A 26,309-nucleotide genomic window follows, 5' to 3' on the forward strand; every position below is an offset into this window, starting at 1 on the left:
CTCTCGGTCTCCCAGGACGGTACGCGCGGGCCGCTCGCGCGGGCATCGGCCGGAAGGGCCATCCGCACCCCTACTTCAGAGGGATATCCGAGTGCTCCTGCGCGGGATGCGCCGCGCGTCTCCGCGCCGCGATGCTCCCGCTGGCGGGCCACCGGGGACTGCCGGGAAGGAACGCCATGACCATGCAGGAGAGCCGGATCGCGGTGGCCGCGATGCCGGGGGCGGCGGAACGCCGGCCCACCGGGCCGGGCGCGGGAGCGGATGCACGGGACCGCGCCGTGGACGTCGCGCGGGCGGTGTGCCTGGCGGTCGTGGTCGGCCTGCATGCCCTGATGGTGGGCGTGGGCGGCACCGCGGCCGCGCCCGTGCTCGAGAACGCGATGGAGGGCTGGAGCGGCTTCGCGCCCCTCACCTGGATCGTGCAGGTGATGCCGCTGTTCTTCGTGCTGGGAGGGTTCTCGGCCTTCGGGCAGTGGTCGCGTCAGCGGGAGCGCGGCGCGACCGCGGCCTCGTACGTCGCCGCGCGGCTGCGGCGCCTGCTGCCGCCCGCGCTGGGCGCGATCGTCGCCACGGCGACCCTGCTCATCGGCCTGGGTGCGGCCGGCGTGCCGCCCGAGGTCGTCGGGGAGGCGGGCTTCCGGCTCGGCCAGCCGCTGTGGTTCCTCGGCGTGTACCTGCTGTGCACCGCACTGGTGCCCCCGATGGTCGCCGCGCACCGCGCCCGCCCGATCCTGACGTTCGCGGCGCTGGCTGCGGCGGTCGCGGCCGTCGACATGGGGCGCGCGATGTCGGGCGTCGAGGGGATCGGGTTCGCGAACCTGCTGTTCGTGTGGCTGCTCGCCCAGCAGCTCGGCTTCCTTCTCGCGGACGGCACGGTCGACCGCGCCTCGGCCGCGGTCCTGCGCCGGATCGGACTGACCGCCCTGGTCGCGATGGGCGTGCTGTGCGCGACCGGGCTGTCGTCGCCCGACCTGTTCGCCGCGCTCAATCCGCCCTCGGCCGTGCTGGTCCTGCTCGGTGTCGCGCAGCTGTGCGGCTTCGCGCTGCTGCGGCCCCGGCTGCGCCGGCTGCACGCGCTCGCCGGGATCGGCCCCGAGGTGGACGGGATGAACCGTCGGGCGATGACGATCTACTCGTGGCACATGCTCGTGCTGATCGGCCTCGCGGGCCTGCTGCTGTTCGGCGGCGCCGCTCTTCCCGAGCCTCTGTCGGCCGATTGGTGGGGGAGCCGTCCGCTGTGGCTGGCGGCGGTGGCCGTGGGCGTGGCCGCGGTGGTGTGCGCCGCCGGGCGGCTCGAGGACACGCGGCGCGGCGAGGTCGCGACCGTCTCGCGCCGCAGAACCGCGGTGGCGCTGCTCGGGGCGGCCGGCGCCGTGCTGCTCATCCTGATCGGGGGTCGCGAGGCCGCCGTGTGGGCGGCGGGCGGCGCGGTGATCGCGGCATCCGTCGCGCTGGCGGGCGGCCGTGTCGGCCGGCGCCGCCCGGACGCCGGAGATCACCTGGATCGCGGATCAGCGGTGCCGGCGACATCCGGGATTCCTGCGAACTCCGGGGTTCTGGTGCGAGCGTGAGCGCTCCGGACACGCGCTCGGGGTGATCAGAGCGGACATGGTGAGGGGCCTGTCGGAGAGGCATCCGACAGGCCCCCTGTCCCTTGCACCAAGAGTGTCCTGCAATCACATGTCCGGCGACCGCCACAGCAAAACGTCCGCCGGTGGAAGCACTCTATAACGGTGCGGTAACGAGGCACAAGGGTTCGTCGTTACTTTTCTGTGACTCATATCCCGGTCGCCCGACGTCGCGTCTCACCGAACCTGACAACTTCTCACGGATCTGACGAACCTTGTCAGCCGACCTGGCAAGGTCTTAGCGAGTGGCAAATCCTGCGGCATGGCGCCGCAACGCGTCTCAGCACCGCCGTACCGGTGTCTGTCCATCTGTCGCGACTCAAACGTCCCCTCCGTGGACTCACGGCCCTGCGTGGAGCCCGGCATCATCTTGCCTGTCCAGCCGGAGTCGGTCTGACCCTTTCCCTTGTCAGGTCGCGGAGCGCTCAGTGGAGCAGGCGGTCGACGTCCGCCGGTTACGGCAGCGGCTATCGGTTGCGCGTCCCCGCATCGCTGACCCCGCCGCGCACGTCGAGCAATCGAGTAGCTGTGATTCGGTCTCCATCCGCTTGCTACCCTACCCCCCTAGGGTATAACTTCTGGTTGTCATACCCCTTCCAAACTTGAGTCGAACGGATCGAATTATGTCCTCGTCACCCCCAACCAGCACCGTCCGGTCGTCAGACGCGGTCCGGCCCACGAGCAGCGTGCGTTGGTGGGGCCTGTTCCTCATCGCGCTGGCTCAGTTCATGGTCATCATGGACGCCTCGATCATCGGCGTCGCCCTGCCTCGCATGCAGGCCGACCTCGGCTTCACCCCGCACGACCTCTCGTGGGTGTTCAACGCCTATGTGATCGCGCTCGGCGGACTCCTGCTCCTCGGCGGTCGCCTGTCGGACCTGTTCGGCCCGCGCAGGATGTTCGCCACGGGCTGGGTGGTCCTTGCGATCGGGTCCCTCGTGGCCGGCTTGGCCAGCAACGTCCCGGTCGAGCTGATCGGTCGCGTACTGCAGGGCGCTGGCTCTGCGCTCATCGCACCGGCCGCACTCACGCTGCTGATGATGCTGTTCGGGGCGAACCCGAAGGAGCTCACCAAGGCGATGGCCTTCTACGGCGCGGCAGCCCCTGCCGGCGGCACAGCGGGTGTGTTCCTCGGCGGTGTGATCACGGAGTTCGCGTCGTGGCCGTGGGTGTTCCTCATCAACGTGCCCATCGCCGTGCTGGTGCTGATCATCATGTGGAAGGCGTTGCCTGCCGGCAAGCTCGGTGCGCGCGGGTCCGTCGATGTGATCGGCGCCCTGACCGTCACGCTGGGCCTCGCGGCCCTCGTGTACGGCATCGTGCGCGCCGAGGTCGCCGGGTGGGGATCGGCGGAGACGTGGGTCGCGATCGGGATCGGCGTGATCCTTTTGGTGCTGTTCCTCATCATCCAGCGCGTCAAGCGCGAGCCCTTGATGAGGCTGTCGATCTTCCGCTCGCCGAATCTGGGTGCTGCGAACCTTGCGCAGGTGCTGCTCGGAGCAGCGTGGGTGCCCATGTGGTTCTTCCTGAACCTGTACCTGCAGCAGGTGCTCGGCTTCTCCGCGTTCCCGGCGGGAGCGGCGCTCCTTCCTATGACGGTTTTGATCATGCTCGGCATGATCGTGCTCGCCCCTCGGATCGTGGCCGCCGTCGGCCCCAAGGTTCCGATCGTGCTCGGTCTTGCGGTGCTCGCGGCGGGGCTCGGGTGGATGGCGTTCATTCGTCCTGAGGGCAACTACTGGGTGGATGCGTTCGGGCCCTCGCTCGTGGTCGCATTCGGACAGGCCCTCGCGTTCATCCCGTCCCTGCAGGTCGCCATCTCGGCTGCGCCGCCTGAGGAGGGCGGCCTCGCCTCCGGCATCGTCAACACGAGCTACCAGGTGGGATCCGCGATCGGCCTCGCTGTCGTCTCAGCCGTCGCCGCGGGGTTTGGTGCGGGACAGCTCGGTGACCCCGAAGCGCTCACTCAGGGGTACTCCGCGGCGTTCATCGCGGCAGGCATCATCGCTCTCCTCGGCGCGGTCCTGGTTCCGATGTTCTTCCGGTCCAAGCGCTCTGCGCACCCTCTGGGCCGCGCTTAGTGGCGCCGCCTCGTTGCATCCGATCTCATGAAGGAGAAGACCAACATGTCCACACCGCGACTGCTGATCGCCTACGACGGCTCGCCCAACGCGAAGCACGCCGTCGACGCCGCCGCCGCCCTCTTCCCCGGAGCAAGAGCCGTCGTGTTCTACGCCCGCCAGCCCATGGAGAGCTTCGCGGCGCACCTCCAGGGCCACCCCGCCCTTGAGAAGCTCGACGAAATCGATCGGGCCGCATTCGACGCTTCAGAGGCGATCGCCGCCGGAGGTGCAGTGCTCGCGGAGGCGAAGGGCCTCACAGCCGAGCCACTGGTCTCATCAACGGTGGCGACCGCATCCGAGGCGATCATCGATGCGGCGGATGAACTCGACATCGAGCTCATCGTGATCGGCTCCCGAGGGCAGCGCGGGATGAGAGCCACCGTCCTCGGCAGCACCTCGACGAATGTGCTCCACCACACCGCCCATCCGACCCTCGTGATCCCGTCTGACGCCGTGGCGCGAGCGCGCTACGCACAGCGAGCCGCCGTCGCCTGAGGCTGACGGTCCTTCTCGGAGGGGATCGCTTCTTCTCCACACTCATCGGGCGGTCTTCCCTCAGCGGGGGAAGACCGCCCGACCTCCCTCTGTCGTCCCACAGGGCGGGGAGCGCCGGCCGTGGCCGTATTGGTTGTGGCTAGGTTGGCCCGGGATGCGCTCGTTCCCGAAGCGCTAGGAACTGCACCGGCCCGAGCCCTGGCCGCAGCGCGCGCCGACCGACTCGGCGCCCGGTTCGAAACCCGACACTCATTAGCGCCCTGGGATCTCGCTTAGGCCCAGGGTCACAGTCAGGGCCAGGCTGGGGCGTCGTTGAAGAGGCCCGCAGCGCGGCTCGAGCTCAGAACGAGGGCGCGAGACAGGAGGAGCGTCGGCGCGTCGTCAACGCGCCATGAGGCCAAAGGGCTCTTCGTCATGCGCGGGAGGGCGACGCGGGTTGCGCGGGGTCGGCTCCCTGCGACGCCTGCTGGGCGCAGGAGAGCGCATCATGGGGTGGTTGCCGCCGACGGTAATCGCGCGCGGCGACGTTACGACGCGCAACGGCTCGAGGGCCGGGTCAGGAGCGAACGAGTCGGTTAATGGCGTCAGTGGCTTCCTTGATTTTCTTCGCCGCCTCATCGTCGCTGAGTTTCGCAGCGTCGAGGACGCAGTGCTTGAGGTGATCATCGAGCAGGCCGGTCGCGACGCCCTGGAGGGCCCGGGTCAGCGCGGACACCTGGGTCAGGATGTCGATGCAGTACTTTTCGTCATCGATCATCTTCGAAATGCCCCGCGCCTGACCTTCGATGCGCTTCATGCGGCTGAGGTAGTCATCCTTGTCGCTGATGTAGCCGTGATGCTGTGAATCGGTGCCGACAGGCATGGACATGTCCTTACTCGTGGATCCAAGAAGTACAACCCTATACGGGTATGGGGTAGGGATCAAGGGACCGCGCTTTCCCATTGACGGGGCGCATGGCGCACCCGCAGTGGAGTCTCGCGCCTTGGCTTAGACCCGCACGTTGTAGAGTCGCTGCCCCCACGGGTAGACGGTGCCGACCGCGTCGATGCCTGTGACGCCGACGAGGACGCCGTCGATCTCGTGGTAGACGACGAAGTCATCGCCCGCCTCCAGGCGGGTGGCGGCTCCCTCGGTGTACCCGACTCCGGAGATCACCTGACCGTAGACCAGAGCGAGGTAGTGGCTACGCGGCAGGTACGCTCCCGGATCGTCGCCGATACCGAGGTCGTGCAGTGCGACCTGCGCGGCGTGCGCGCCCTGCGCTGCGGCGTCCTCCCAATGGTCGAGCCGCCAGGTGCCGAGCGTCTCATCCTGGTGCGTCGCGACGCCGCCGGCGGCGTAGACGTGGTCCTCTTCGGCTCGGAGGCGATCGTCGACGACGATGCCGCCCGTCCACGGTGCCGGGGCTGCCGCCGTCGTGCCGAGAGCGACGAGGAGGAAGTCGGCGAGGACGACGTCGTCGTCATCGAGTGCGATGACGACGCCGGATCCGGTCTCGTCGACACGCCGGAGAGTCCGCCCGAATCGGGTCTGCACCTTGGCTGCGTGATCGGCGGCGAGGCGTTCGGCCACCGGCGCACCGAACGCTCTGATGCCGGGGACTACGCTACGGGAGATCAGCGAGACCATGTGTCCGTCTGCTTGAAGCGACGAGGCCGACTCGGCTGCGATGATCCCGCCGCCGTAGATCGCCACTCGGGCGGGGCGCCGGAGGCCGCTCAGCAGGTCTCGGATGCCGACCGCGTCCTCCAGGGAGTGCAGCGCGCTGATATGTCCCCGACCGGTGGCGCCGTCGCTTCCCAGCACATCCTGGGGCACGGAGCGCGGCCCGCTCCCGGTCGCGACGATGAGCACGTCGTAGGCGAGCTGCGCACCAGAAGCCACCGTGACCTTCTTCGCCCTGGTGTCGACAGCGATCACGGTGTCAGCGATGACCTTGGCCTGGGGCAGCGGCAGCGTGATGGCATCCGGCGGGGTGTGGCCGAACGCGATCCCCTTGATGAGCATCCGCGTGTAAGGGGTCTCGCCGGTGCGGACCACCAGCGTCACGCGGACGTCGTCGCGCGAGACGAGGGTGCGGGCAGCTGAGGTCCCGGCGGCGCCCGACCCGAGAATGAGGACGTGAGGTGCGGTCATGGCTGAACTCCTGGACTGCTGGTCGTTAGTAATCGGTCGGCGCCGTCAGGAGCGCACGAGGCGTGAGATGGCTTCGATCGCTTCGTTCAGCGTCTGTTCGCGGAGTGGCCCGCCGGCGAGTGCCGCATCGAGGACGCAATGCCTCAGATGGTCCTCGAGCAGCCCGAGGGCGACGTGCTCGAGTGCCTTGGTGGCTGCGGAGATCTGGGTGAGGATGTCGAGGCAGTACCGGTCCTCGTCGACCATGCGATCGATGCCGCGGATCTGGCCCTCGAGGCGCCGCAGGCGGTTGTTGTACCGGGACTTGTCGCTGATGTATCCGTGGACGGCTTGGCCGCTGCCTTCTCCCGACGGACAGACGGCGGAGCCGGTCTCGGTTGCGTTCGTCGTGCTCGTCATGTTGGTGTTCGCTCCCATCAGAGGCGGGGCGCCGCAGCGCACCGCGGCACCGCGGCACCCCGCACGCTGGGGGCTACGCCACGTTGGCGGCGAACTTAGCCGGGTCGGCGTCGAACGCGGGGCCGCAGCCGGCGCAGCAGAAGTAGTAGCGCTGTCCCTCGTAGTCGCGGAAAAGGCCGACCGCCTCGGCGGTCTTCTTGCGGACAGGGGTTCCGACCATGACCGGGCAGACCGTCATGTCATCCGAGTCACCGCCGAGGAGGTTCTCCCGGCCGCCGCTCTCGGCGGCCGGGTTGGTGTTGTTCGTGCTGCAGCAGCTGCTCATCTCAGGGCTTCCTTCTTGGTCCGATTTCGTATCGTTGGGTGGGTCTCGGGCGTCACTGTGCGGCGACGCTCTTGAACCCGCGCAGGCGGAGGCTGTTGCCGACGACGAAGACGCTGGAGAACGCCATCGCCGCGCCCGCGAGCATGGGGTTGAGCATTCCCAGCGCTGCGACCGGGATCGCAGCGATGTTGTAGGCGAAGGCCCAGAACAGGTTGGTCTTGATCGTCGACAGCGTCTTGCGGGAGAGGCGGATCGCGTCGACGGCGGCTCGCAGATCTCCACGCACAAGCGTGATGTCGGAGGCCTCGATCGCCACGTCCGTGCCCGTGCCCATCGCCAGACCGAGGTCGGCCTGCGCGAGCGCAGGTGCGTCGTTGACGCCGTCACCGACCATCGCGACGATCTTGCCCTCGCGCTGAAGGCGCGCGACCACGTCGACCTTGTCCTGGGGGAGGACCTCGGCGATGACCTCGTCGATGCCGACCTCGGCGGCGATCTGGCGGGCCACGGCCTCGTTGTCTCCGGTGAGGAGGACGGGGGTCAGGCCCATCTGCTTGAGCCCGCGGATCGCCTCCGCACTGGTGGGCTTGACTGTGTCGGCGACGACGAGGATGCCTCGCGCCTGACCGTCCCAGCCGATCGCCACGACCGTCTTGCCGCTGCTCTCGGCTCGAGTCTTCGCCTGCGCGACCTCAGGTGAGAGCTTCTGCGACCAGTCGGCTAGCAGCGAGTCCCGGCCGACGATGACCGGGGTGCCCTCGACGATGCCTTGCACGCCCTTGCCCTCGACGTTGGCGAAGTCCTCGGGGTGGGTAGCTGGCCAACCTCCTGGGTGGCTGCCTTCGCGATCGCTTGCGCGATCGGGTGCTCAGAGGAGTCCTCCAGTGCGCCGGCGAAGCGCAGCAACTCCGCCCGATCCACACCCGGCTCGGTGATCACGTCGACAAGCGTCATCTTGCCGCTGGTGACGGTGCCGGTCTTGTCCAGCACGACGGTGTCGACCGTGCGGGTGGATTCGAGCACTTCGGGCCCCTTGATGAGGATGCCCAGCTGCGCACCGCGGCCGGTGCCGACCAGCAGTGCGGTCGGGGTCGCGAGACCCAGCGCGCAAGGGCAGGCGATGACCAGGACCGCGACCGCAGCGGTGAAGGCCGCGGCGACGGGGAAGCCGGCCCCAAGCCACGCACCAAGGGTCGCGATGGCAACGACGATCACGATCGGCACGAACACCCCGGAGATCCGGTCGGCAAGGCGCTGCACATTGGCCTTGCCGGTCTGGGCGTCCTCGACGAGCTTCGCCATCTGCGCGAGCTGGGTGTCCGCTCCCACGCGGGTGGCCCGGATCACGAGGCGCCCGCCCGCGTTCACGGTGGCGCCGGTCACCGCGTCACCCTCCGCGACCTCGACCGGCACGGACTCCCCGGTCAGCATCGAGGCATCCACCGCGGACGTCCCGGCCACGACGACCCCATCGGTGGCGATCTTCTCGCCAGGACGGACGATGAACTCGTCGCCGACGGACAGCTCGGAGGTGGAAATCTTCACCTCAACCCCGTTACGCAGCACAGAGACGTCCTTCGCGCCGAGCTCCAACAGGGCGCGCAGCGCGGCTCCGGCCTGGCGCTTGGACCGCTTCTCGAAGTAGCGGCCGGCGAGGATGAACATCGTCACGCCCGCGCCCACCTCGAGGTAGATGTTCGCCGCCCCGTCGGACGGCGCGATCGTGAGCTCAAAGGGGTGCGTCATGCCGGGGGTGCCGGCGGTGCCCAAGAACAGAGCGTAGACAGACCACAGCAGCGCCACCGTGGTACCCATCGAGATGAGCGTGTCCATCGTCGCCGTGCCGTGCTTGAGGTTCGTCCACGCCGCCTTGTGGAACGGCCAGGCCGCCCAGATGATCACCGGAGCGGCAAGGGCGAGCGAGGCCCACTGCCAGTGCGTGAACTGCAGCGCGGGGATCATGGCCATCGCGATCACGGGGATCGTGAGCACGATCGAGCCCACGAGGCGGTGGCGCAGCGAGGTGAGCTCGGTGTCCTCTTCGTCTGCGGCGTCGGTCTCGGATCCGCCCGACCCGGTGCCGGTGAGCTTCGGCAGTGCGGCGGTGTAGCCGGTCTTCTCGACTTCGGCGACAAGCAGCGCCGGGTCGTATCCGGCGGGGACGACGACCTTCGCCTTCTCCGTGGCGTAGTTGACCGTGGCCTCGACGCCATCGAGCTTGTTGAGCTTCTTCTCGATCCGATTCGCGCAGGAGGCGCAGGTCATCCCGCCGATCTCCAGCTCGATGACCGGACCACCCGTGGGGGGCGCTGATGTGCTCATCCTCTTCCCTTCTCTCTCGGCTCTTACGACGCCAGACCCCGACGGGTCAGTGGCCGCCGTGATCCGAATCGTCGTCTGTGTGCGAGGCGTCGCCGCGAGCGGCCTCGATCACGAACTCGGCGGTGTGCACCTGCCCGTCGACCTGGAAGTCCAGATAGACCATGTAGCGGCCCGCGGTCGGGGCCTTCGCTGCGAAACGGATCTCAGGACCTGCCGTGTCGCCGGCGTGCGGCTCGTCACCTTCGGCGTGCACGTGCAGATAGGCGAGGTCGCCTTCGCGCAGAGCCACCATGTGGCCGAACGCCCCGAGGTAGGGCTCCAGCGTGGTCACCGGCTCCCCGTCGCGCTCGACAGTGACGGTGAGCTCGCTCGCCGACCCGGCGGTGACCTCTCCGTGGAGGGAGACGGCGTACCCGTCGACCTCGTCAGTGGTCTGCAACTCGCGCTCGACGGGGGCGAAGTCGCCCGCGACCTGGACGGAGCGGCTCAGCGTGACGCCTTCGGCCCCCTCGGCCGCCGGGGTGAAGTCGGCGTACACGCGGTAGGTGCCCGCCTCGTCCCAGCTCCATGGCGTGGACCAGGTGCCCGTGCTCGCATCGAGCACAGGGTGCACGTGCCGGAAGCCCGCACCATCGGTTCGGACGACGATCAGGTGCAGATCCTTCTCGTGCGCGGTGTCGTAATCGGTCACCGGCTCGCCGGAATCGTCGAGGATCTCGAAGACCAGCTCTCCCTCGTCGCCGACGGCGCCAGGCGCCCGGACCGGTGAGAGAAGGAAACCGCCCGCGTCGAGCGAGAGACCCTTGAGGCCGTGACCCTGGGCCTCCTTCTCGGTGTCGCCGTGCCCTTCGCCGTGCGTGTTCATCTCAGTTCCTTCTGCCCACGTTGATGCGAAACTCTCGGGGTGACGGCGCCGGCGATGCCGAAGGCCCCGCCGAACGCCACCGCCAGACCGGCCGCGTAAAGCGCGAGCCGTCCTCCTGCGTTCATCAGACACGCACCGCCGAGTAGCCGGCTTCCTCGACCGCTGCGAGGACCTTGGCGTCGTCGATCTCGCCCTCGGCGGTGACGCTGAGCTTGCCGGTCTCTGCGCTGACCTGGATGTCCTTCACTCCGGGGATCTCACCGACCTCCTCGCGGATCGACATCTCGCAGTGGCCGCATGTCATTCCGGTCACCTGGTAATCGTTCGACATCATCGAGCCCCTTTGTTCTTCCGGGTACCCCTACCGGGTATGTGTATGGTGGGAACCATATACCCCCGCCGGGTATTCCGCAAAGCCAGCGGCGATGTCTGGGACCCCGGCGGCGCGTGCGCCTGCACCCACCGACCAGAAGGGCGGAGCGCACGCGGACCAGCCACTTCAGTTCAGGAGAAGCGCCATGACCGAAGCATCCATGGACGGACGCAGATCGGAGCCCATCGCGTTCGATGCGATCCGGCGCGCAATCGCTAAGCGCGTCACCGAGAGCGCAGCGCTGCCGACTTTCACTGCCACCGCTATTGCGGACGTGGAAGCCCTCATGACGCTGCGCGCTGAGTTCAACGCTCAACTTGGGGCCACCGGACAGAAGGTCTCGGTGAACGACTTCATCGTCCGCGCTGTCACACTCGCCCTTGCACACCATCCCGAGGTCAACGCTTCCTACTCCGGCGAAGGACGCGGCCAGATCCTCATGCACGACCGCATCAACATCGGTCTCGCCGTGGACTCGCCCGCAGGGCTCATGACCCCGGTCCTCCGTGACGCCGATCAGGACTCTCTCACCGAGATCGCTCGCAAGACGCGCGACGTCGTTACACGCGCCCGGCTGCGCAAGCTCGGACTCCCGGATATGGCCGACGGCACCTTCACTATCAGCAACCTGGGCATGTTCGGCGTGGACCACTTCGCCGCGCTCATAGTCCCCCCTCAGGGAGCCATCCTTGCGGTCGGAGCTGCGGCAGAACAGCTCAAGATGGTCGACGGCAAGATCGTCGCGAGACGCGTTCTCTCGTGCACGCTCACCGCCGACCACCGCATTATCCGCGGCGTCCTCGCGGCCCGGTTCCTCGGCACCCTCACCACCCTCCTCGAGAATCCGAAGAAGCTGGGCCGTACTCCGTCCGGCGCCCACTGAGTGGACGCGGATGAGCGGAATCCCTGCGGTTCGGCAGGCGGCTCGATGCCATTCGCGAGCATCGGTTCTATGAGCGCCGCCCCGAGTGGCATGACCAGCCACCGACGTTGCCGCGGCCAACGATGACCTCACAGCGAAGTTCCTGCTTGCCGGCGCAGAGTCATGGGCTCAGCTGTGCGCACTGCGCGTGCTGGCGGCGACGGTTGGAGTGTCAGCGGCCCTCGGGCTGACGGCGCAAGCTGAGCGCGCTCCTTCGCTGGGCTTATCGTCAGTTGTCGGCAGTTTCACGCGTGGGCAGTACGCTGATCGGCGCAGAGGACCGGCCCTCGCTGCGCGCTCGGCTTCGGGATACTCGAGCGCGGCGGGCCAGGGTCATCCGGTGCCGGTCGCCGCCCCTGAATAGTTGCTGTCAGGTTGGATGAGACGGATCTCACAGATCGGTCGTCTCGCTATCTGACAAAAGCCGCGGTCAGCGGCTTGCCCTTCTGTCAGGTCGAATGAGACGGAACACCCGCGATAGTGATCCCAGGCGATTTCGGGCCGGTCGCGCGGCGACCTGGTCGGACAACGCGACGGCGATGAGCATCGCGACAAGCGCTGCACCGACCACCAGCGCGGGAACCTGCCCGCCGAGCAGACCGATCGCTGCGCACGTGGGCACCGCGGCCAGGCGGGCGTAGTCCACGCGTCGCGTCGCCCGCAGATGCAGCGCGAGTTGCGCGAGGAGGAACAGGAGCGGTCCTGATATGACAGCGGTCAGCTGTGCACTTCCCAAAGGCTCCAGCGGGTGCGCGATCACGAGTTCGTCACCCACGGCGGTCAGGATGATGCCGGCGACGATCAAGACGTGCCCATATGTGTAGAGGTCTCGCGCCCGACCGGTTCGGCTCGCCTCACCGTCGAGGAACCGCTCGCCGAGCTCTCGCGTCGAGGTGAAGTACAGCCACCAGAGCGCGGCGGACCCGGCGAACGCGCTTGTGAAGGCAGCGGCCGTCGCTGCGTCGAGTTCTCGTCCGGCAGTCGTCGCCCCGGTCAAGATGATCGTCTCGCCGATGGCAGCGATCACGATCAGCCCGAACCGCTCGGTGAAGTGTCCGGTGGCGAGGTGCCAGGAGCCTGCCGGAAGCCGCGGTCGACCGGGGAGCGGAAAGAGGATGCGAGGAGCGATGTAGTCGAGGGCGAGTGCAAGCAGCCACAGCCCTGCTCTCGAGGCGCCCTCGGCCAGTCCGCCGGCGATCCAGAACACGCCCGCCGCCAGGAACCAGGCGAGGATGCGTCCGGCCTGCTCGCGTTCGATGCTGCCGCGGTCGGCCGCGACGAACGTGAGGAAAGTGTGGCGGCCGACCTGGATCGCGAGGTAGGCGGTGGCGAAGAGAAGGCCCCGCTCGCCGAAGGCGTGGGGGACGGCGATCGCCATCAGCAGACTTCCGAGCATGAGCGCGATCAGCAGAAGGCGAACGGAATCGGTCTCCGGATCGAGTTCGTTCGTGGCCCATGTCGTGTAGTTCCACGACCACCACACGGCGAGCAGGACGATCGCTGCCTGGCCCGCTCCGGCCCACGTGAGGTGACCTAGGAGGAGATGCGAGACCTGAGTGACCGCGAAGACGAACACGAGGTCGTAGAACAGCTCCAGCGTCGCGGCGCGCTGGGCCCCGGCATCGTCGCCGCGACGCCGGAGCCGTCCGTTCACCACGGCAGAACGCCGACCCGGTCAGTCACGGTTCCGGTCGGTGTCGCTGGGCCGAGAGTGGCGACGCGCACCGCCGCCTCCGCTCCCTCTGCGACGCTCTGTCCGACGTGGCCTGTGAAGTCGGTCGCGGTCTGGCCGGGATCGACCGCATTGAATCGGACGCCTGGGATCGTCTTCGCGTACTGGGTGGTGAGCATCGTGACTGCGCTCTTGGAAGAGCCGTAGGCCGCGAGCGTGTAGTGCGATTCCACCCGCGTGGGATCGTGCGTCAGCGCGAACGACCCCATCCCGCTGGTGACGTTGATCACCGAGGGGTCCGTGCCCTTCCGCAGCAGGGGGAGGAATGCGCGCGTGACCCGAACGAGCCCGAACACATTGGTCTCGTACACCTCGCGCAGCTGATCCGCCGTCATGTCCTCGGGGGCTGCGACATCACCGAGAATGCCCGCGTTGTTGATGAGGACATCCAAGTGCCCCACCTGCGCTCGCATTCTGGCAACGGCGGCCTGGACGGATGCATCATCCGTGACGTCCAGCGGTACGAAGTGTGCGCCGAGGCGGTCGGCCGCTTTCTGTCCGGCGGCCGCGTCACGGGCGCCGATCCAGACGGCCTGGCCTGCGCCGATAAGACGACGGGCGACCTCGTAGCCGAGTCCGCGGTTTCCGCCGGTGATGAGAGTTGTCGTCATTCGTCTTCCTGCCTTCGCGAATACGGTTCAGGCCGCGGGCCGAAAGGGACGCAGCAGACGGATCCCGTCCTCGATGGACCCGTCGATCAGCTCGAGCATCTCCGGCACGAGCGCTGCCATTCGCGGAGCCGTGAGGTGGGCATCCAGAAGAGCACGCGTCTCCCAGCGCTCGTAGATCACGAACGCGCCGTTCTCGCCGGCGACCTCGTGGGCCTCGTAATCGATGTTCCCGGGGTCGTTGCGGGACGGCGTGACCGCGGCTGCGATGAACGCCTTGAGCTCGCTTTCCCGGCCGGGCCTGGCTTTCGCCTCCCAGAGGACGGTCACGTAACCATTGGGGGTCGCTGACATGCGGGATTCCTTTCGTCGGTGCGGAACTGGGCGGGATTGCGTTACAGCGAATATCTGTAACGCAATCTGCCCGGACTGAACGCTAGCGTCCCTTCTGCGTTACAGTCAATACGTGTAACGAAATGACCGAGATCACGGGAGGGACCGGATGTCTGACAAGCGCCCGAACGCAGAGGCACGGACGAGCTCCGGCGGCCGCCCACGTGATCCGCTGGTCGAAGAGGCGATCATCGAATCGACGCGGATGCTGCTCGCGACGAAGGGCTATTCATCGATGACGATCGGCGACATCGTCGCGGAGGCCGGCGTGACACGTCCGACGCTGTACCGGCGCTGGCCGAACAAGTACGAGCTGGTCGTCGAAGCCCTGCAATACGGATTGCGCAAGCAACGCGAGGCGTATCCGCCCCTGGACCTCGATGGACTCACCCCGCGAGAAGCGATGGTCGAGGCGGTACGTCGTCTCGACCCACGCCTGCACAACCCTCGAGCGATGACTCTCCACGGCAACTTCATGGCGGAAGCAGAGCGCGAGCCCGGCCTGCTCGCACAGATGCGGGAGCACGGCAACCGGCCGCGATGCCAGGAACTCTCCGACGTGCTCGTCGAACTCCAACGGAGGGGAGCGGTACGGGAGGATGTGGACATCGACATGATCGTGAGCTTGTCGTTCGGCAGCTACTTCGCCGACTTCAATCGCTACGGCCGCGAAGTGCCACCCGACTACGCCGAGCAAGTCGTTGCCACGTTGTGGCCCCTCGTCGCCGGAGAGCGCGGGCCGGCGCCCGCATGAGCCGGAGATGAATCGCGTCGTGTGCGGCATCCGACACCGTTCGCGGGCCTGATCCTTCGCGGCGGCGAGGGCTTGATTCGAACACGGCGCGGCGAAATGCCGAGTCCGGTTCTCGACCCTGTCAGTCGGCGGAAGGCGGATGTTTCTCCTCGCGGGGCGGACGATCCGCCCCGCGAGGAGAACAGTGCCGCGACGACGGCGATCCATTCCCCCGAACGGGCGTCGGCGCCGCTGCGTGGTCTCAGGCTAAGAGCCCGCGGAGGAGGGAGAAGCGGTGTTCATCCGCGCATTCACCCGCAGGCGGGATCGCGCGGAAGGATGCTGTACTGGCGCGAGGCCGCATCGCTCGCCGCGGCCGCGTCGCCGCGCTCGATCGCCGTGCGGAGGTCCTGCAGCGTCCCGCGCACATGCGCCGCTGCGGCCTCATCCGCACTTGCGTGCGCGAGGTTCCGCTCGATCGCGATCTCGACATCCGCGAGCATGCCCGCGAGGAAGCGGTTGCCGGCGGTCTCCGCCAGGCGGCGGTAGACGCGCCGTGTCGCGAGCAGTGCGGGACGGCCGGCTTCGATGTCCGCCTCGGCCTGCCGGATGACCCGGGCCAGCTCCCGCCTGTCGCGTGGGGTGAGCTGCGGCACGGCGAGCCCCACGACGGCGACGGCGTGGCATCGCGCGAAGGCGAGCGTCTCGCGGACGAGGGCGGGCGTCACGCGCGTGACCCGGGTGAAGCGACTCGCGGCGACCTCGATGAGGCCGACGCGCGCCAGTCGCTGCAGCGCCTCGCGGATCGGCATGCGGGAGACGCCGAGCTGCTGCGCGAGCTCGGTGTCCTTGATGGCGGTGCCGGGCGCGAGGGAGCCGGCGATGATCGCGTCCTTGATCCGGTCGAAGACGATGTCGGACAGGCGCGAGGGCGTGGTGAGCGGTTCGAGCGTCGTGAGCACGGGCGGCTGCGCCTCCGGATGAGGACCGACGCCGGCTCGCGGGCCGGCGGTCGGGATCGGACGGACCCCGACGCCGGAACAGGAGGCGCGGATGTCCCGCTCTGATTCCTTGTGGCCTCTTCCGCGGGGAGCTGCCCGGGGAGTCAGCCGCTCAGCCGGGCGCGAGCGAGCCGCACGAGCTGGACGCGGTTGGTCACGCCCGTCTTGCGGAACAGCGCGGACAGCTGCGACTTGACGGTGTTGCGGGACACGCCGAGCACGTCGGCGATCTCCTTCACGCTCAGCCCGGGATGTTCGACCAGCGTCCGCATCAGGCGTTCCTCGCGATCCGTGAGCCGCGCAGTGCCCGGATCGCGCGCGGGTGCGAGCGCGGCGGCCGCGATCGCCCCGCGGACGATCACGGGGGGCGCGTCGCCGAACGCCAGCGTCGCGAGCCGTCCCAGGTCGGCCGACGGCACGACCGTGAGGGCGACGGGGAGCTCATGCGCCCCCGCGATCGCGACCCCCTCGCGGAACGACAGGGCCGCGGCGTCCGGGTCGCCGAGAGCGAGGCGCGCGGCCGCGCGAAGGATGCGCATCTCCGCCTGGCACCTCGGCCACGACGAGATGCCCTCGGGTGCCTCGGACGCGTCGGCGTCGGCGGCGATGTAGTCGTGCAGCATGAGGTGCGCCATGGCGCGATGCACCTGCAGCAGCGGACGGCACGTGCGCAGGCCCTCCTTGTCGGCGAGCAGTGCGAGCGCGTGCTCGGGCTGCGCGGCGAACAGATGCAGGCGCGCGAGGGTCACCGACATGGTGAGCCGTGTGAGGGGCGGGGCCGCTCTCGCCGCCGCGCGCAGCGTCGCGAGTTCGGCGCACAGGCGTCCCAGTCGGCTGGGGTCCGCCTGCGCTTCCCACTGCATCCGCAGCGCGGCGATGGCGAACCCCGTCTCGCGCACGGGAGCGCCATCCGGGTTCGCCTCGGCGGACGCGCGGGCCTCGTCCAGCGTCGCGAGCGCTCCCGTGAAATCGAGGGATGCCGCGCGCAGCAGGGCGAGGGAAGCGTGCGCGATGACCGGCAGTCCCGCGCGCCCCGCCTCCTTCCACAGTGCTTCGGCGCGGTCGGACCACTCCTCGGCGATCGCGCGGCGACCCGTGAAGGCGTTGTCCCACGCGAGCTGGCCTGCCACGCGTGCCGCCATCGCGAAATCGTCCGAGGCGATAGCCCAGGCGTAGGCGTGGTCGAGCAGCGCGCGCTCGCGCGTGAAGTCGTAGGTGCCGCGCATGGCCCACGCCCACTCGAGCATCATGCGCGGCAGTGCACGGGCGATCCGGGCGCGCTCGTGCGGCTCGAGGCGGTCGACGAGGTCGGCGCCCTGGCTCGCGAGCGCATGAGCGCGGTCGTGCTCGCCCGCCGAGCGGGCCTCGGCGGTCGCCTGGGTCAGGGTCGTCAGGCGCAGGAGGCGCTCGTTGTCGGCGACCGCCGTCACAGCAGCCCCTGTCGTCTGGCCGCCGCCCGCAGGGCCCCCCGACTGTTGACGTCGAACTTCCGGTAGAGCGTGTGCAACTGACTGCGCACGGTGTTGCGCGACACCGACAGTGCGGCGGCGAGGCTCTGCTCGTCGGCGTCCTCGGACAGCGCCGCGATCAGGCGCTCCTCGCGACGCGTGACGCGGACGATCCTCTGCCGCGCGGGTGGCAGGGCGATCGTCCCCGACGTGAGGCGGCGGAGCCACGGTGGTGTCGCATCGGCTTCGAGCAGTCCGATCAGCTCTTCGAGCTCCGTGCGCGGCGCCAGCGTGAAGGCCATGAAGCAGCCGTGCTCGGCGGTCTCGTCGACCGCGGCGCGGAACCGCTCGGCTGCCGTGGCGACGTCTCCGCGCCGCCGCGCGGCGATCGCGTGGACGACATTCATCTCGATCCGCAGCCGGACCCATGTGCGCGGATCGTCGAGCGCCTCCGTCGCGAGCCGATCCGCGATGTCGTCCTCGTCCGCGAGCAGGTGGGCGATCGCGCGTCGCGCGGTGACGAACGGCGCCGTCGGCGACTCGAGGTCCGCCAGCAGGCGCAGGACGGCTGCCGCCTCACCCCGGATGAACAGCAGATCGGCACGCACGATCCGGTTCAACTCGCCGTTGAGCCCGCTGGCGACGTGCGCCACGGGCATCGCGGAGATCCGGGTGTCGAAGTGGCTGAGCAGCGCGGTGCCCTGGTCACGCGACACGCGCGATCCGATCATCAGCCGCGCCGCCGCGACGAACAGCAGGTGCTCGCCGACGTCGTGCGGGTCGATTCGGGCGAGCTCGCGCTCGGCCGCGTCGAAGTCGAGCGCGTCCCACAGGCGGAGGGCGCGCGCGAGCTGAGACGAGATCGTCAGGGCCTCGATCCGAGGGCCCCCGGTGAGCAGGGTGTCGTGACGCGCGAGCCAGTCGTCCGCCTCACGGTAGCCCGCGAGAGCCAGCAGCCAGGCGAGCTCACCCGCGGCGTCCGCCATGTCGCGCGCATTGCGCGTCTCCTCGGCGCAGACGAACGCCTCGCGCAGCAGTGCCATGGCGCGCGTCGGCTGCCCTGCGAACTCGTGCGCGAGTGCGCACTCCACGAGTAGCGAAGCAACGAGCCCCCGAAGCGTTCCGGACGACCTCGCGTCCTCGCGGGCCGCAGACTCCGCGCGCTCGGCCCACGTCTTGGCCTCGTCGTACCTCCCCGCCGTGCGGGCACCGCTCGCCCGGCTGGTGAACAGCACCGCGCGGGTCGAGGCCGGCGCGTCCGGTCCCGGTGCAGACGCGTCATCGCTGTAGACGGCCGGCCGCAGGTCGGGGCGCATCCTCATCCGGCGGAGATAGCCGCGGATCACCCGCCACTCCGGCACCGCGTCCAGTCCCGCGGGCGGTACCGCGAGGGCCGCCTGCTCGAGCAGCTCGGGACGGTAGCTGATCAGCGGGCCCCACCCCGCGTACGCCGGCTCGAGCGCGGCATGCCAGTCGCCGCGCGCGAGAGCGGCGAGGATCCGCGCCGATGCGCGTTCCGCCTCGTCCTGCATCCCCCGCATGACCACCCGTCCCCACGGCTCGGTTCCGCCTCGGGCGATGAAGGCGCCGTCGGCGAACGTGAACAGGCCCCGGGGGAGGGTGGCTCGAATCTACCTGCAGATTCGCTGGGAGGCCAGCGGTGTCCCGGTGAGTAACGGGTGAACCCGTGGATGAAACCCGGGCGGACCGGGCGCCGGCGGGCATAACGTGCGGTTCGGCGCTGCTCGCAGCGCGCTCCCCAGACCGAAAGCCGTCCATGCTGTCGCAGCCCCCTGCGCGACGATCCCCGCTCGCGCTGCTCGTCGCCGTCCTGTCGGGGACCGCCCTCGGCCTGTCCGCGGGCGCGGTCGTTGCGCTTCCGGCGACCGCGGCCGTGCAGCCGGTGCAGGCCCCGGCACCCACGGGTGGCGAAGCGCCCTCGGATGACGAGGCATCGACGTCGGATGTGGCGCCCGCGCGAGATGACGGCGCCGGTCGCGACACGTCGCGTGCAGCGGCCGACGACATGGAGGTCACGCCGCTCTACGCCATCGGCGGTCTGATGCTCGTCGGCGCCGCGGCCACGGCGGCGAGTCGGCGCCGCAACGGCTGAGCCGGACGATCAGGCTCTGCCGCGCCGGCGCCACAGGCGCCGCCTCGGCGCCGGAGGCGCGTCGGCCTCCGCCGCCTCGCGTGCGGCGCGGGCCCGCTCCTCGCGGCGCGCGTGCCAGGAGGCGATCTCGGCGTCGACGTCACGCGTCGGCGTCACGACGGGCGGGCCGCCGAGTAGCTGCAGCCGGGCATGCCGCACGCGGGCGTTGAAGTCCTCGAGCGTCTCGCGGACATCCTGCTCACGCGTCATCCGGTCGAGCCTGTCGTGCAGCTCCGCACTCTCGACGCGCAGGGTGAGCGCGGGCGGGCCGAGGCCGCGCAGGTTCTCGGTCTCGATCTTGCGGCGCAGCCACCAGTCGGGGTCGTGGCTCGCGCCGAGTCCCGTGAGCGGCTTGCCGGCGCCGGGCAGGTCGTCGAAATCGCCCCGGCGGATCGCGTGCTGGACCGCCTGCTCGACGACCGCCGCGCGCTCCTCCGGCGTCGACCACGCCGGCGCCTCGGCCTCGTGATCGCTGGCGCCCCGACCCGCGGCGTCCTGGCCGAGGTCTCGGTCCAGCCTGTAGCGCTGGGCGGCCTCGCGTGGATCGGTCATCGCACCTCCCAGGGGAGTTTCGGTCCCTCCAGGCTATGCCCGCTTCCGCTGAGCGGCGCCGCTCAGCGGAAGCTCAGCGCGTTCCAGGCGCCCGGGCGGTCGAGCTGCGCGTAGTGCACGTCGGCGCCGGCGGCCGAGACCTCGGCCACACACGCGAGCAGCGACATCGTCGGGTAGCCGTGCGCGTGGTTGTCGCGGATGATCGCGCGATCGTCGGACGGGTCCAGCTCGGCGCTGTCCGCGAGCACGCGCAGCCACGGCCCCCACCACTCGTCGCCCTCCGCGCGCGCGTCGGCGAACTGCCCGTGCCAGGCGGCGATGCGGGCGGTGGTCTCGTCGTCCACATCGTCGTGCGCGAGCATGTGCGTGCCGGGCCTGAGGATCTGCCGCCGGAGACCGGCGCCGTCCCACGACGTGACCGCGACCTCGGTGCCGTCCACCTCGACGAGGTTGAACCCCAGCGTGCGCGGCGTGCCCTCGGGCGAGACGCCGTCCACGGAGGCGAGCACGATGCCGCCGCGCGACGCGAGCTCCTCAGGCCGCACGCCCTCCGGGTGTCCCGCGCGGTTGAGGAGCACCGCGAGCCGGGGGCCTCGCGCGGCCAGCCAGGCGCCGCCGGCGAGCCGGTCCTGCACGCCCACGAGTCCCGCGCGATCCGGCCACCACTCGCCGAGGGGATTCCACGGCCGCTCCGGATCCTCGTCGCGGACCGCGAGCAGGCGGACGGGAGCGGACGAGCCGGGCTCGGGGACGCGGACGATCACGGTGCACATCGCACTCATTCTTCCCGAGTCCGCACCCACCAGGCGCGCGGTGCGATCGCTCCGTCGTGAGAGGCGGGCGCCTAGAGTGGCACCCCGATCAGGCGCCCTGCTGCGGTGGCCTCGCGAGGCCGTGGCGGCCGGGTTCGTCGGGCTCCGCGGCGGTCTCGGGGGAGACCGGCGATCCGCCGGACGGCCCCTCCGTGCCGGGGTACTGGGTCTCCTCGATCTCGCTCGCGTCCCGCTCGTCCTGCGGGGGAAGGTGATCCTGCGGCTTCTTCGCGTCGTCGGGTGTGTTCATGCGGACAGGCTCGGTCACGGGGCCGGGCTTCGGACAGGGGGTTGCCCTCGCCGCGGGCTCGTGCAACCTCGCCTGGTCGCGCCCGGGCTCCGGCATCTCTTCGCCCCATCGCGGAGCGGGCTGGAAGACTGGCGCCGTGAACACTTCGACTGGCTCCAAGCACCGCATCGTCGTGGGAGTGACCGGCGGGATCGCCGCGTACAAGGCGGTGCAGCTCGTGCGCCTGCTCGTGAAGGACGGGCACGAGGTGCACGTCGTACCGACCGAGGACGCGCTGCGCTTCGTCGGGGCGCCGACGTGGGAGGCGATCAGCCGGCATCCGGTCACGACGTCGGTGCACGACGACGTCGCTCAGGTGCGCCATGTCGCGCTCGGGCAGCAGGCGGACCTCGTGGTCGTCGCGCCCGCGACCGCCAACACGCTCGCGAAGATGGCGGCGGGCCTCTCCGGCGATCTGCTCGGCACGACGCTGCTCGCGACGGCCGCACCGGTGCTCGTCGCCCCGGCCATGCACACCGAGATGTGGCTGCACGCCGCGACGCAGGCGAACATCGCGACGCTGCGCGCCCGCGGCGTGCACCTGATCGGGCCCGACAGCGGACAGCTCACCGGGCAGGACAGCGGACCGGGACGGATGAGCGAACCCGAGGCGATCCACGCCGAGGTCGGGCGGCTGCTCGCGGCGAGGCGGGACCTCGCGGGCGTCCGGATCGTCGTGTCGGCGGGCGGCACGCGCGAGCCCATCGACCCCGTGCGGTTCATCGGCAACCGGTCGAGCGGGCGGCAGGGCGTGGCGATCGCGCGTGCGGCGGCCGAGCGAGGCGCGGACGTCACGCTCGTCGCGGCGCACGTCGACGAGGGCGTCCTCGCCGAGGTGCCGGCGCACATCCGCATGGCGCACGCGGGCACGGCGGCCGAGCTGGGGGCGCGGATGACCGAGCTCGCGCCCGAAGCGGATGTCGTGATCATGACGGCGGCGGTCGCGGACTACCGCGTGGCGAACGCCGCCGAGCACAAGCTCGCCAAGGAGGACGGCGCCCCCACGATCGAGCTTGTGGAGAACGCCGACATCCTGGCGGGGCTCGTCGCCGCGCGCCGCCCGGGTCAGCTCATCGCGGGCTTCGCGGCTGAGATGCCGACCGAGACCGAGACGGTGATCGAGCGCGGCGTCCGCAAGCGCCGACGCAAGGGCGCCGACCTGCTCGCGGTCAACGAGGTCGGCTGGCAGGCGGGCTTCGAGCGGCCCGACAACGCCGTGGCGATCATCGGCCCGGATGACAGCGTGGTGGCCGAGGCGCGCGGCTCGAAGCGCGAGGTGGCGGACGCGCTGCTCGACGCGGTCCTCCGGCTTCGGGGCTAGGCCGGGTCGATCGGGAAGTTCGCGCGGAAGACGTTGTCCGGGTCCCAGGCGCGCTTGAGCTGCCGCAGGCGCGGCAGGTTGGCTCCGAAGGCGTCCGCGATCCGCTCGCGACGCAGATCCGTGTCGAACGACAGGTACAGGCCCGAGGAGCGCGGCGCGACGAGTGCATCCCACACCGGGTCGAGCTCGGCGTGCGCGCGACCCAGCGCCCCCAGCAGGAAGTTCTGGTGCCGGTGCGGGTAGGCCGTCGCATCGGGTGCCACCTCGTGCACGGCACCGCCCGTCGCGCGCACCTGCAGGAAGTACGCCGCGCCGGAAGCGGCGACCGCGGCGAAGGCGTCGGCGGTCCGCGCATCCAGATGGTCGACGAGGGCCGCGCGCGACACGGGCTCGCCCGCGCCCTGATGGTGGCGGTCGACCGGCTGGACCACGCCCGCGTAGGGCAGCACGTACGCCTTGTGGTCGAGCAGCGGCCCGGCATCCGCGAGCCGCTCGAGCTCGGTGATCGCGGCTTCGGTGTCGTCGCCGGCGTACATCGTCATGAGCTGTGCGACGGCCTGCTGGCCGGGCTGCGTGGGCGACAGGATCAGGAAGCTCGTCAGCTCGCGCGGGGCCGCCTCGACCGCGGCGCCCCAGCGCTCGAGCAGGCCCGCCGTGTCGGTGGCGTCCAGCACCATCTGCGAGAACACGACGTCGCCCAGCGGCATCGCGTCGATCTCCACGCTCGTCACGACGCCGAGATTGCCGCCCGCACCCCGCAGGCCCCAGAAGAGGTCGGGGTGCTCGTCGTCGCTCGCGCGCACCATCCGACCGTCGGCCGTCACCAGGTCGAACGCGCGCACGCGGTCGATCGTCAGCCCGAACTTCCGGCCGAGGAAGCCGATGCCGCCCGTCGTCGCGAGCCCGCCCACGCCGACACCGCCGTAGTCGCCCGAGCTGATGGCGAGTCCGCGCGGGGCAAGCGCCTGCGCGACCTCGCCCCAGGTCGCGCCCGCACCGATGCGGACGCGGTCGCCCTCGAGCGGTTCGACCCCGTCGAACCGCCGGAGGTCGATCACGACGCCGCCGTCGTTCGTCGAGCGGCCGCTGATGCCGTGGCCGCCCGAACGGATGCCGAGCGGCACGTCCTGAGCACGGGCGTAGCCGAGCGCCTCGGCGACCTCGGCGCGGGTGGACGGCAGGAGCACGATGCCCGGTCGCCCGCCGCGCAGGTAGTTGGACCGGACGTCGGCATAGGCGCGATCGCCGGGCTCGATCGCGCTCGCAGCGAGCGAAGCGGGCACGGCGGCGTAGTCGATGCCGTCCCGGCGCAGCGCGAGCGCCGCCTCACCACGTCGGGCCGAGGCGGCCATGGTGCCGCGCTCGGCGCGCTCGCTCGCCACGGCCGCGCGCACGGCCGGTGCGATCTCCTGCCCGAACACGTGCAGCGTCGACGGGTCGTCGCTCGCCAGGATGAACGACGAGATTCCGTCCTCCAGCGCGAGCGTCACGAGCTCCTCGACCCAGCGATCCGCGTCCGACTGCGGCACGATGTTGAGCAGGCGCCGGATCTCCGACGGACTGCGGCCCGCCTCCTCGGCCGACTCGTCGATCAGCGCGCTCGCGCGCGGCAGGTCGCCCGGCTGCATGTAGCCCTGGGACGGCAGCCAGCCGTCCGCCGCTCTGCCGGTGAGGCGCAGCATGCGCGGCTTGTACGCGCCCAGCCAGATCGGGATGTCGTGCGCGGGCTTCGGGCCGCGCTTCGCACCCGCGACGCGGTGGAACCGCCCGTCGACGCGGAGCGGCCGGCGGTTCCCGGCGTCCCAGATGCCACGGATGATCTCGATCGCCTCGGCAAGCGCCGTGACGTTCTCGCCCGGCGTGCGCTTCGGTCCGCCCATTCCGGCGATCGCGTCCGTGAACCCGCCCGCGCCCAGGCCGAGGGCGAACCTCCCGCTCGACAGCAGGTCGAGCGACGCCGCCGAGCGCGCGAGCACCGCGGGCTGACGCAGCGGCAGGTTCAGCACGTTGCCCGAGACCGTGATGGTCGACGTCGACGCCGCGACCCAGCTCAGCAGGGTCCACGTGTCGTGGAATGCGGGCTGGTAGGGGTGGTCCTGGAACGTGACCAGATCCAGTCCCGCCTGCTCCGACGCCTGCGCCAGACGCACCGGAAGGTGCGGGTCGGCGTTGGTGGGGGTGATGAACGAGCCGAAGCTCAGATCCTGACCGTAGTCGGGCATATCTCGTGACTCCTCGTCGTCAATTCATCTGCTTGACAACTCATCTGCTTCACAACCTATTCCCGTTACGATGGGGGCATGCCGGAACGATCGATGCTCGGATGGGCGCTCACCGCGCTGCTGCGCGAGTGGACGCACCGCGTCAGCGCCGTCGCGGCGGACGTGCCGCACGGCGGGCGCGGCTACCAGGTGCTCGCGATGAGCCTCGAGCACGAGCCGCCGACGCAGGCGGCGCTCGCCGCCCGGCTCGGCATCGACCGCACCGTCATGACCTACGTGCTCGACGACCTCGAGGTGGCGGGGCTCATCGAGCGCCGGCAGGATGCCGCCGACCGGCGCGCGCGCCGCATCGTCGTGACCGAGGCCGGCCGGCGGGTCGCGGCAGACCTCGACGCGCGCGTGCGCGAGGCCGAGGCCGAGCTGCTCGGCGGCCTTGAACCCGAGCAGCGCGATCTGCTGTGCGGGCTGCTCGAGCATGCCGCGTCCGACGCGGCGCCGGGCGACGACCGCTGCGCGGTCACGGCGCGCGGCTGACCGGCGCGCGGCTGACGACGGGTCGATCCGCAAGCCCCCCGCCCACGCGCCCGGCCCTCGCTAGGCTCGGACACATGGCCGACATCGACATCCCCGCGATCACCCTCAACGACGGCACGCCGTTCGCCGAGCTGGGTCTCGGCACCTACAAGCTCACCGGCGAAGAGGGCATCGCCGCGATCGAGGCGGGCATCCGCACCGGATACCGCGTGCTCGACACGGCCGTGAACTACGGCAACGAGCGCGAGGTCGGCGAGGCCGTGCGCCGCGCGACCGAGGGCGGCGTCGACCGCGAGGAGATCATCGTCACGACGAAGATCCCGGGCCGTCACCACGGCTACGACGAGGCCATCGCGAGCGGCCGCGAATCGAGCGCGACGCTCGGGCTCGGGCGCATCGACCTGCTCCTGATCCACTGGCCGAACCCGAGCGTGGACAAGTACGTCGACACCTTCCGCGGCATGATCGCCCTGCGCGACGAGGGGCTCGTGCGATCCGTGGGCGTGTCGAACTTCACCCGGCCGATGCTCGAGCGCCTGATCGACGAGACCGGCGTCGTGCCGTCGGTAAACCAGATCGAGCTGCACCCCTACTTCCCCCAGGCCGAGATGCGGGCGTTCCACGCCGAGCACGGCATCCGCACCGAGAGCTGGAGCCCGCTCGCGCGGCGCAGTGAGCTGCTGACCGAGCCGCTGATCCGCGACCTCGCGGCGGCGTATCAGGTGAGCCCGACGCAGGTCGTGCTGCGCTGGCACGTTCAGCTCGGCGCGACGGCGATCCCGAAGTCCGCGGATCCGGATCGCCAGCGCGAGAACGCCGACGTGTTCGGGTTCATGCTGGACGACGACCACGTCGAGGCCATCTCGGCGCTCGAGCGGGGCCGGCTGTTCGACGCCGACCCTGACACGCACGAGGAGTTCTAG

25 protein-coding genes and 1 pseudogene are annotated in these 26,309 nt (G+C 70.2%); 9 read left to right on the top strand and 17 right to left on the bottom strand.

Annotated features, from left to right (window positions below; translation table 11 throughout):
* Positions 1–176: 176 nt before the first annotated feature.
* The 3 genes from BJP60_RS02355 (at position 177) to BJP60_RS02365 (ending at position 4,246) form a co-directional block, all read left to right on the top strand.
* Positions 177–1,571 carry an acyltransferase family protein gene (locus BJP60_RS02355; RefSeq protein WP_203137295.1) on the top strand — a complete coding sequence of 465 codons (1,395 nt, stop codon included), beginning with the start codon at positions 177–179 and terminating at the stop codon, positions 1,569–1,571.
* Between the two features lie 743 nt (positions 1,572–2,314).
* Positions 2,315–3,709, top strand: coding sequence for a DHA2 family efflux MFS transporter permease subunit (locus BJP60_RS02360; protein WP_238439524.1), 1,395 nt, complete (start codon positions 2,315–2,317; stop codon positions 3,707–3,709).
* A gap of 45 nt (positions 3,710–3,754) precedes the next feature.
* Positions 3,755–4,246, top strand: coding sequence for a universal stress protein (locus BJP60_RS02365; protein WP_203137299.1), 492 nt, complete (start codon positions 3,755–3,757; stop codon positions 4,244–4,246).
* Between the two features lie 556 nt (positions 4,247–4,802).
* On the opposite strand, the gene BJP60_RS02370 is transcribed toward BJP60_RS02365, so the two are convergent.
* The 7 genes and pseudogenes from BJP60_RS02370 to BJP60_RS02400 all read right to left on the bottom strand — a co-directional run bounded on the left by BJP60_RS02370 (position 4,803) and on the right by BJP60_RS02400 (position 10,628).
* The gene (locus tag BJP60_RS02370; RefSeq protein ID WP_203137301.1) at positions 4,803–5,108 is read right to left on the bottom strand and encodes a metal-sensitive transcriptional regulator; all 306 of its coding nucleotides are present in this window, start codon (positions 5,106–5,108) and stop codon (positions 4,803–4,805) included.
* Between the two features lie 126 nt (positions 5,109–5,234).
* On the bottom strand, positions 5,235–6,383 hold the full coding sequence (locus BJP60_RS02375; RefSeq protein ID WP_203137303.1) for an FAD-dependent oxidoreductase: 1,149 nt from the start codon (positions 6,381–6,383) through the stop codon (positions 5,235–5,237).
* Positions 6,384–6,428: 45 nt separating this feature from the next.
* Entirely contained in the window at positions 6,429–6,782 is a 354-nt protein-coding gene (locus tag BJP60_RS02380; protein WP_203137305.1) for a metal-sensitive transcriptional regulator, read from the bottom strand.
* 73 nt (positions 6,783–6,855) lie between these two features.
* Positions 6,856–7,107, bottom strand: coding sequence for a YHS domain-containing protein (locus tag BJP60_RS02385; RefSeq protein WP_203137307.1), 252 nt, complete (start codon positions 7,105–7,107; stop codon positions 6,856–6,858).
* A gap of 52 nt (positions 7,108–7,159) precedes the next feature.
* A pseudogene (locus BJP60_RS02390) lies at positions 7,160–9,429 on the bottom strand (heavy metal translocating P-type ATPase).
* A 46-nt stretch (positions 9,430–9,475) separates the two neighbouring features.
* The gene (locus BJP60_RS02395; protein WP_238439525.1) at positions 9,476–10,294 is read right to left on the bottom strand and encodes a hypothetical protein; all 819 of its coding nucleotides are present in this window, start codon (positions 10,292–10,294) and stop codon (positions 9,476–9,478) included.
* 124 nt (positions 10,295–10,418) lie between these two features.
* Positions 10,419–10,628, bottom strand: coding sequence for a heavy-metal-associated domain-containing protein (locus tag BJP60_RS02400; RefSeq protein WP_203137309.1), 210 nt, complete (start codon positions 10,626–10,628; stop codon positions 10,419–10,421).
* 184 nt (positions 10,629–10,812) lie between these two features.
* Between BJP60_RS02400 and BJP60_RS02405 the strand changes: the two genes are divergently transcribed.
* A complete protein-coding gene (locus BJP60_RS02405; protein ID WP_203137311.1) occupies positions 10,813–11,550 on the top strand; it encodes a 2-oxo acid dehydrogenase subunit E2 in 738 nt (245 codons plus the stop codon).
* A gap of 469 nt (positions 11,551–12,019) precedes the next feature.
* Here the strand turns inward: BJP60_RS02405 and BJP60_RS02410 are convergent, their stop codons facing one another.
* The 3 genes from BJP60_RS02410 to BJP60_RS02420 are packed head-to-tail and all read right to left on the bottom strand — an operon-like array spanning position 12,020 to position 14,259.
* Entirely contained in the window at positions 12,020–13,246 is a 1,227-nt protein-coding gene (locus BJP60_RS02410; protein ID WP_203137313.1) for a low temperature requirement protein A, read from the bottom strand.
* The gene (locus BJP60_RS02415) at positions 13,240–13,932 is read right to left on the bottom strand and encodes an SDR family NAD(P)-dependent oxidoreductase (RefSeq protein WP_203137314.1); all 693 of its coding nucleotides are present in this window, start codon (positions 13,930–13,932) and stop codon (positions 13,240–13,242) included. The genes BJP60_RS02410 and BJP60_RS02415 overlap by 7 nt, the downstream gene beginning before the upstream one ends.
* A 27-nt stretch (positions 13,933–13,959) precedes the next feature.
* Positions 13,960–14,259: a putative quinol monooxygenase gene (locus BJP60_RS02420; RefSeq protein ID WP_203137316.1), complete on the bottom strand. Its 300-nt coding sequence runs from the start codon at positions 14,257–14,259 to the stop codon at positions 13,960–13,962.
* Between the two features lie 172 nt (positions 14,260–14,431).
* Here BJP60_RS02420 and BJP60_RS02425 point away from each other — a divergent pair, with 172 nt between their 5' ends.
* Positions 14,432–15,076, top strand: a complete 645-nt coding sequence (locus BJP60_RS02425; RefSeq protein WP_203137317.1) for a TetR/AcrR family transcriptional regulator — start codon at positions 14,432–14,434, stop codon at positions 15,074–15,076.
* 290 nt (positions 15,077–15,366) lie between these two features.
* Here the strand turns inward: BJP60_RS02425 and BJP60_RS02430 are convergent, their stop codons facing one another.
* The 3 genes from BJP60_RS02430 to BJP60_RS02440 form a co-directional block, all read right to left on the bottom strand.
* Positions 15,367–16,017: a GntR family transcriptional regulator gene (locus BJP60_RS02430; RefSeq protein ID WP_203137318.1), complete on the bottom strand. Its 651-nt coding sequence runs from the start codon at positions 16,015–16,017 to the stop codon at positions 15,367–15,369.
* Between the two features lie 143 nt (positions 16,018–16,160).
* Entirely contained in the window at positions 16,161–17,486 is a 1,326-nt protein-coding gene (locus BJP60_RS02435) for a LuxR C-terminal-related transcriptional regulator (RefSeq protein WP_203137319.1), read from the bottom strand.
* Positions 17,483–19,045 (bottom strand): LuxR C-terminal-related transcriptional regulator, encoded by a 1,563-nt coding sequence (locus BJP60_RS02440; RefSeq protein WP_203137320.1) that lies wholly within the window; start codon positions 19,043–19,045, stop codon positions 17,483–17,485. Before BJP60_RS02440 ends, BJP60_RS02435 begins: the two co-directional genes overlap by 4 nt.
* Positions 19,046–19,281: 236 nt before the next feature.
* On the opposite strand from BJP60_RS02440, the gene BJP60_RS02445 reads away from it, so the two are divergent.
* The gene (locus BJP60_RS02445) at positions 19,282–19,617 is read left to right on the top strand and encodes a hypothetical protein (RefSeq protein ID WP_203137321.1); all 336 of its coding nucleotides are present in this window, start codon (positions 19,282–19,284) and stop codon (positions 19,615–19,617) included.
* A gap of 9 nt (positions 19,618–19,626) precedes the next feature.
* Here the strand turns inward: BJP60_RS02445 and BJP60_RS02450 are convergent, their stop codons facing one another.
* The 3 genes from BJP60_RS02450 to BJP60_RS02460 form a co-directional block, all read right to left on the bottom strand.
* Positions 19,627–20,208, bottom strand: a complete 582-nt coding sequence (locus BJP60_RS02450) for a J-domain-containing protein (protein WP_203137322.1) — start codon at positions 20,206–20,208, stop codon at positions 19,627–19,629.
* Between the two features lie 62 nt (positions 20,209–20,270).
* On the bottom strand, positions 20,271–20,981 hold the full coding sequence (locus BJP60_RS02455; protein WP_203137323.1) for an NRDE family protein: 711 nt from the start codon (positions 20,979–20,981) through the stop codon (positions 20,271–20,273).
* Between the two features lie 88 nt (positions 20,982–21,069).
* Positions 21,070–21,270, bottom strand: coding sequence for a hypothetical protein (locus BJP60_RS02460; RefSeq protein ID WP_203137324.1), 201 nt, complete (start codon positions 21,268–21,270; stop codon positions 21,070–21,072).
* Positions 21,271–21,406: 136 nt separating this feature from the next.
* On the opposite strand from BJP60_RS02460, the gene coaBC reads away from it, so the two are divergent.
* On the top strand, positions 21,407–22,630 hold the full coding sequence (coaBC, locus tag BJP60_RS02465) for a bifunctional phosphopantothenoylcysteine decarboxylase/phosphopantothenate--cysteine ligase CoaBC (RefSeq protein ID WP_238439526.1): 1,224 nt from the start codon (positions 21,407–21,409) through the stop codon (positions 22,628–22,630).
* On the opposite strand, the gene BJP60_RS02470 is transcribed toward coaBC, so the two are convergent.
* Positions 22,627–24,852: an LLM class flavin-dependent oxidoreductase gene (locus BJP60_RS02470; RefSeq protein WP_203137327.1), complete on the bottom strand. Its 2,226-nt coding sequence runs from the start codon at positions 24,850–24,852 to the stop codon at positions 22,627–22,629. The two genes, coaBC and BJP60_RS02470, sit on opposite strands and share 4 nt — an antisense overlap.
* 78 nt (positions 24,853–24,930) lie before the next feature.
* Here BJP60_RS02470 and BJP60_RS02475 point away from each other — a divergent pair, with 78 nt between their 5' ends.
* Together BJP60_RS02475 and BJP60_RS02480 are read left to right on the top strand one after the other, a co-directional pair.
* Positions 24,931–25,386 (top strand): MarR family winged helix-turn-helix transcriptional regulator, encoded by a 456-nt coding sequence (locus BJP60_RS02475; RefSeq protein WP_203137329.1) that lies wholly within the window; start codon positions 24,931–24,933, stop codon positions 25,384–25,386.
* Between the two features lie 74 nt (positions 25,387–25,460).
* Positions 25,461–26,309: an aldo/keto reductase gene (locus BJP60_RS02480; RefSeq protein WP_203137331.1), complete on the top strand. Its 849-nt coding sequence runs from the start codon at positions 25,461–25,463 to the stop codon at positions 26,307–26,309.

Source organism: Microbacterium sp. JZ31, from assembly GCF_016805985.1.
GTDB lineage: Bacteria > Actinomycetota > Actinomycetes > Actinomycetales > Microbacteriaceae > Microbacterium.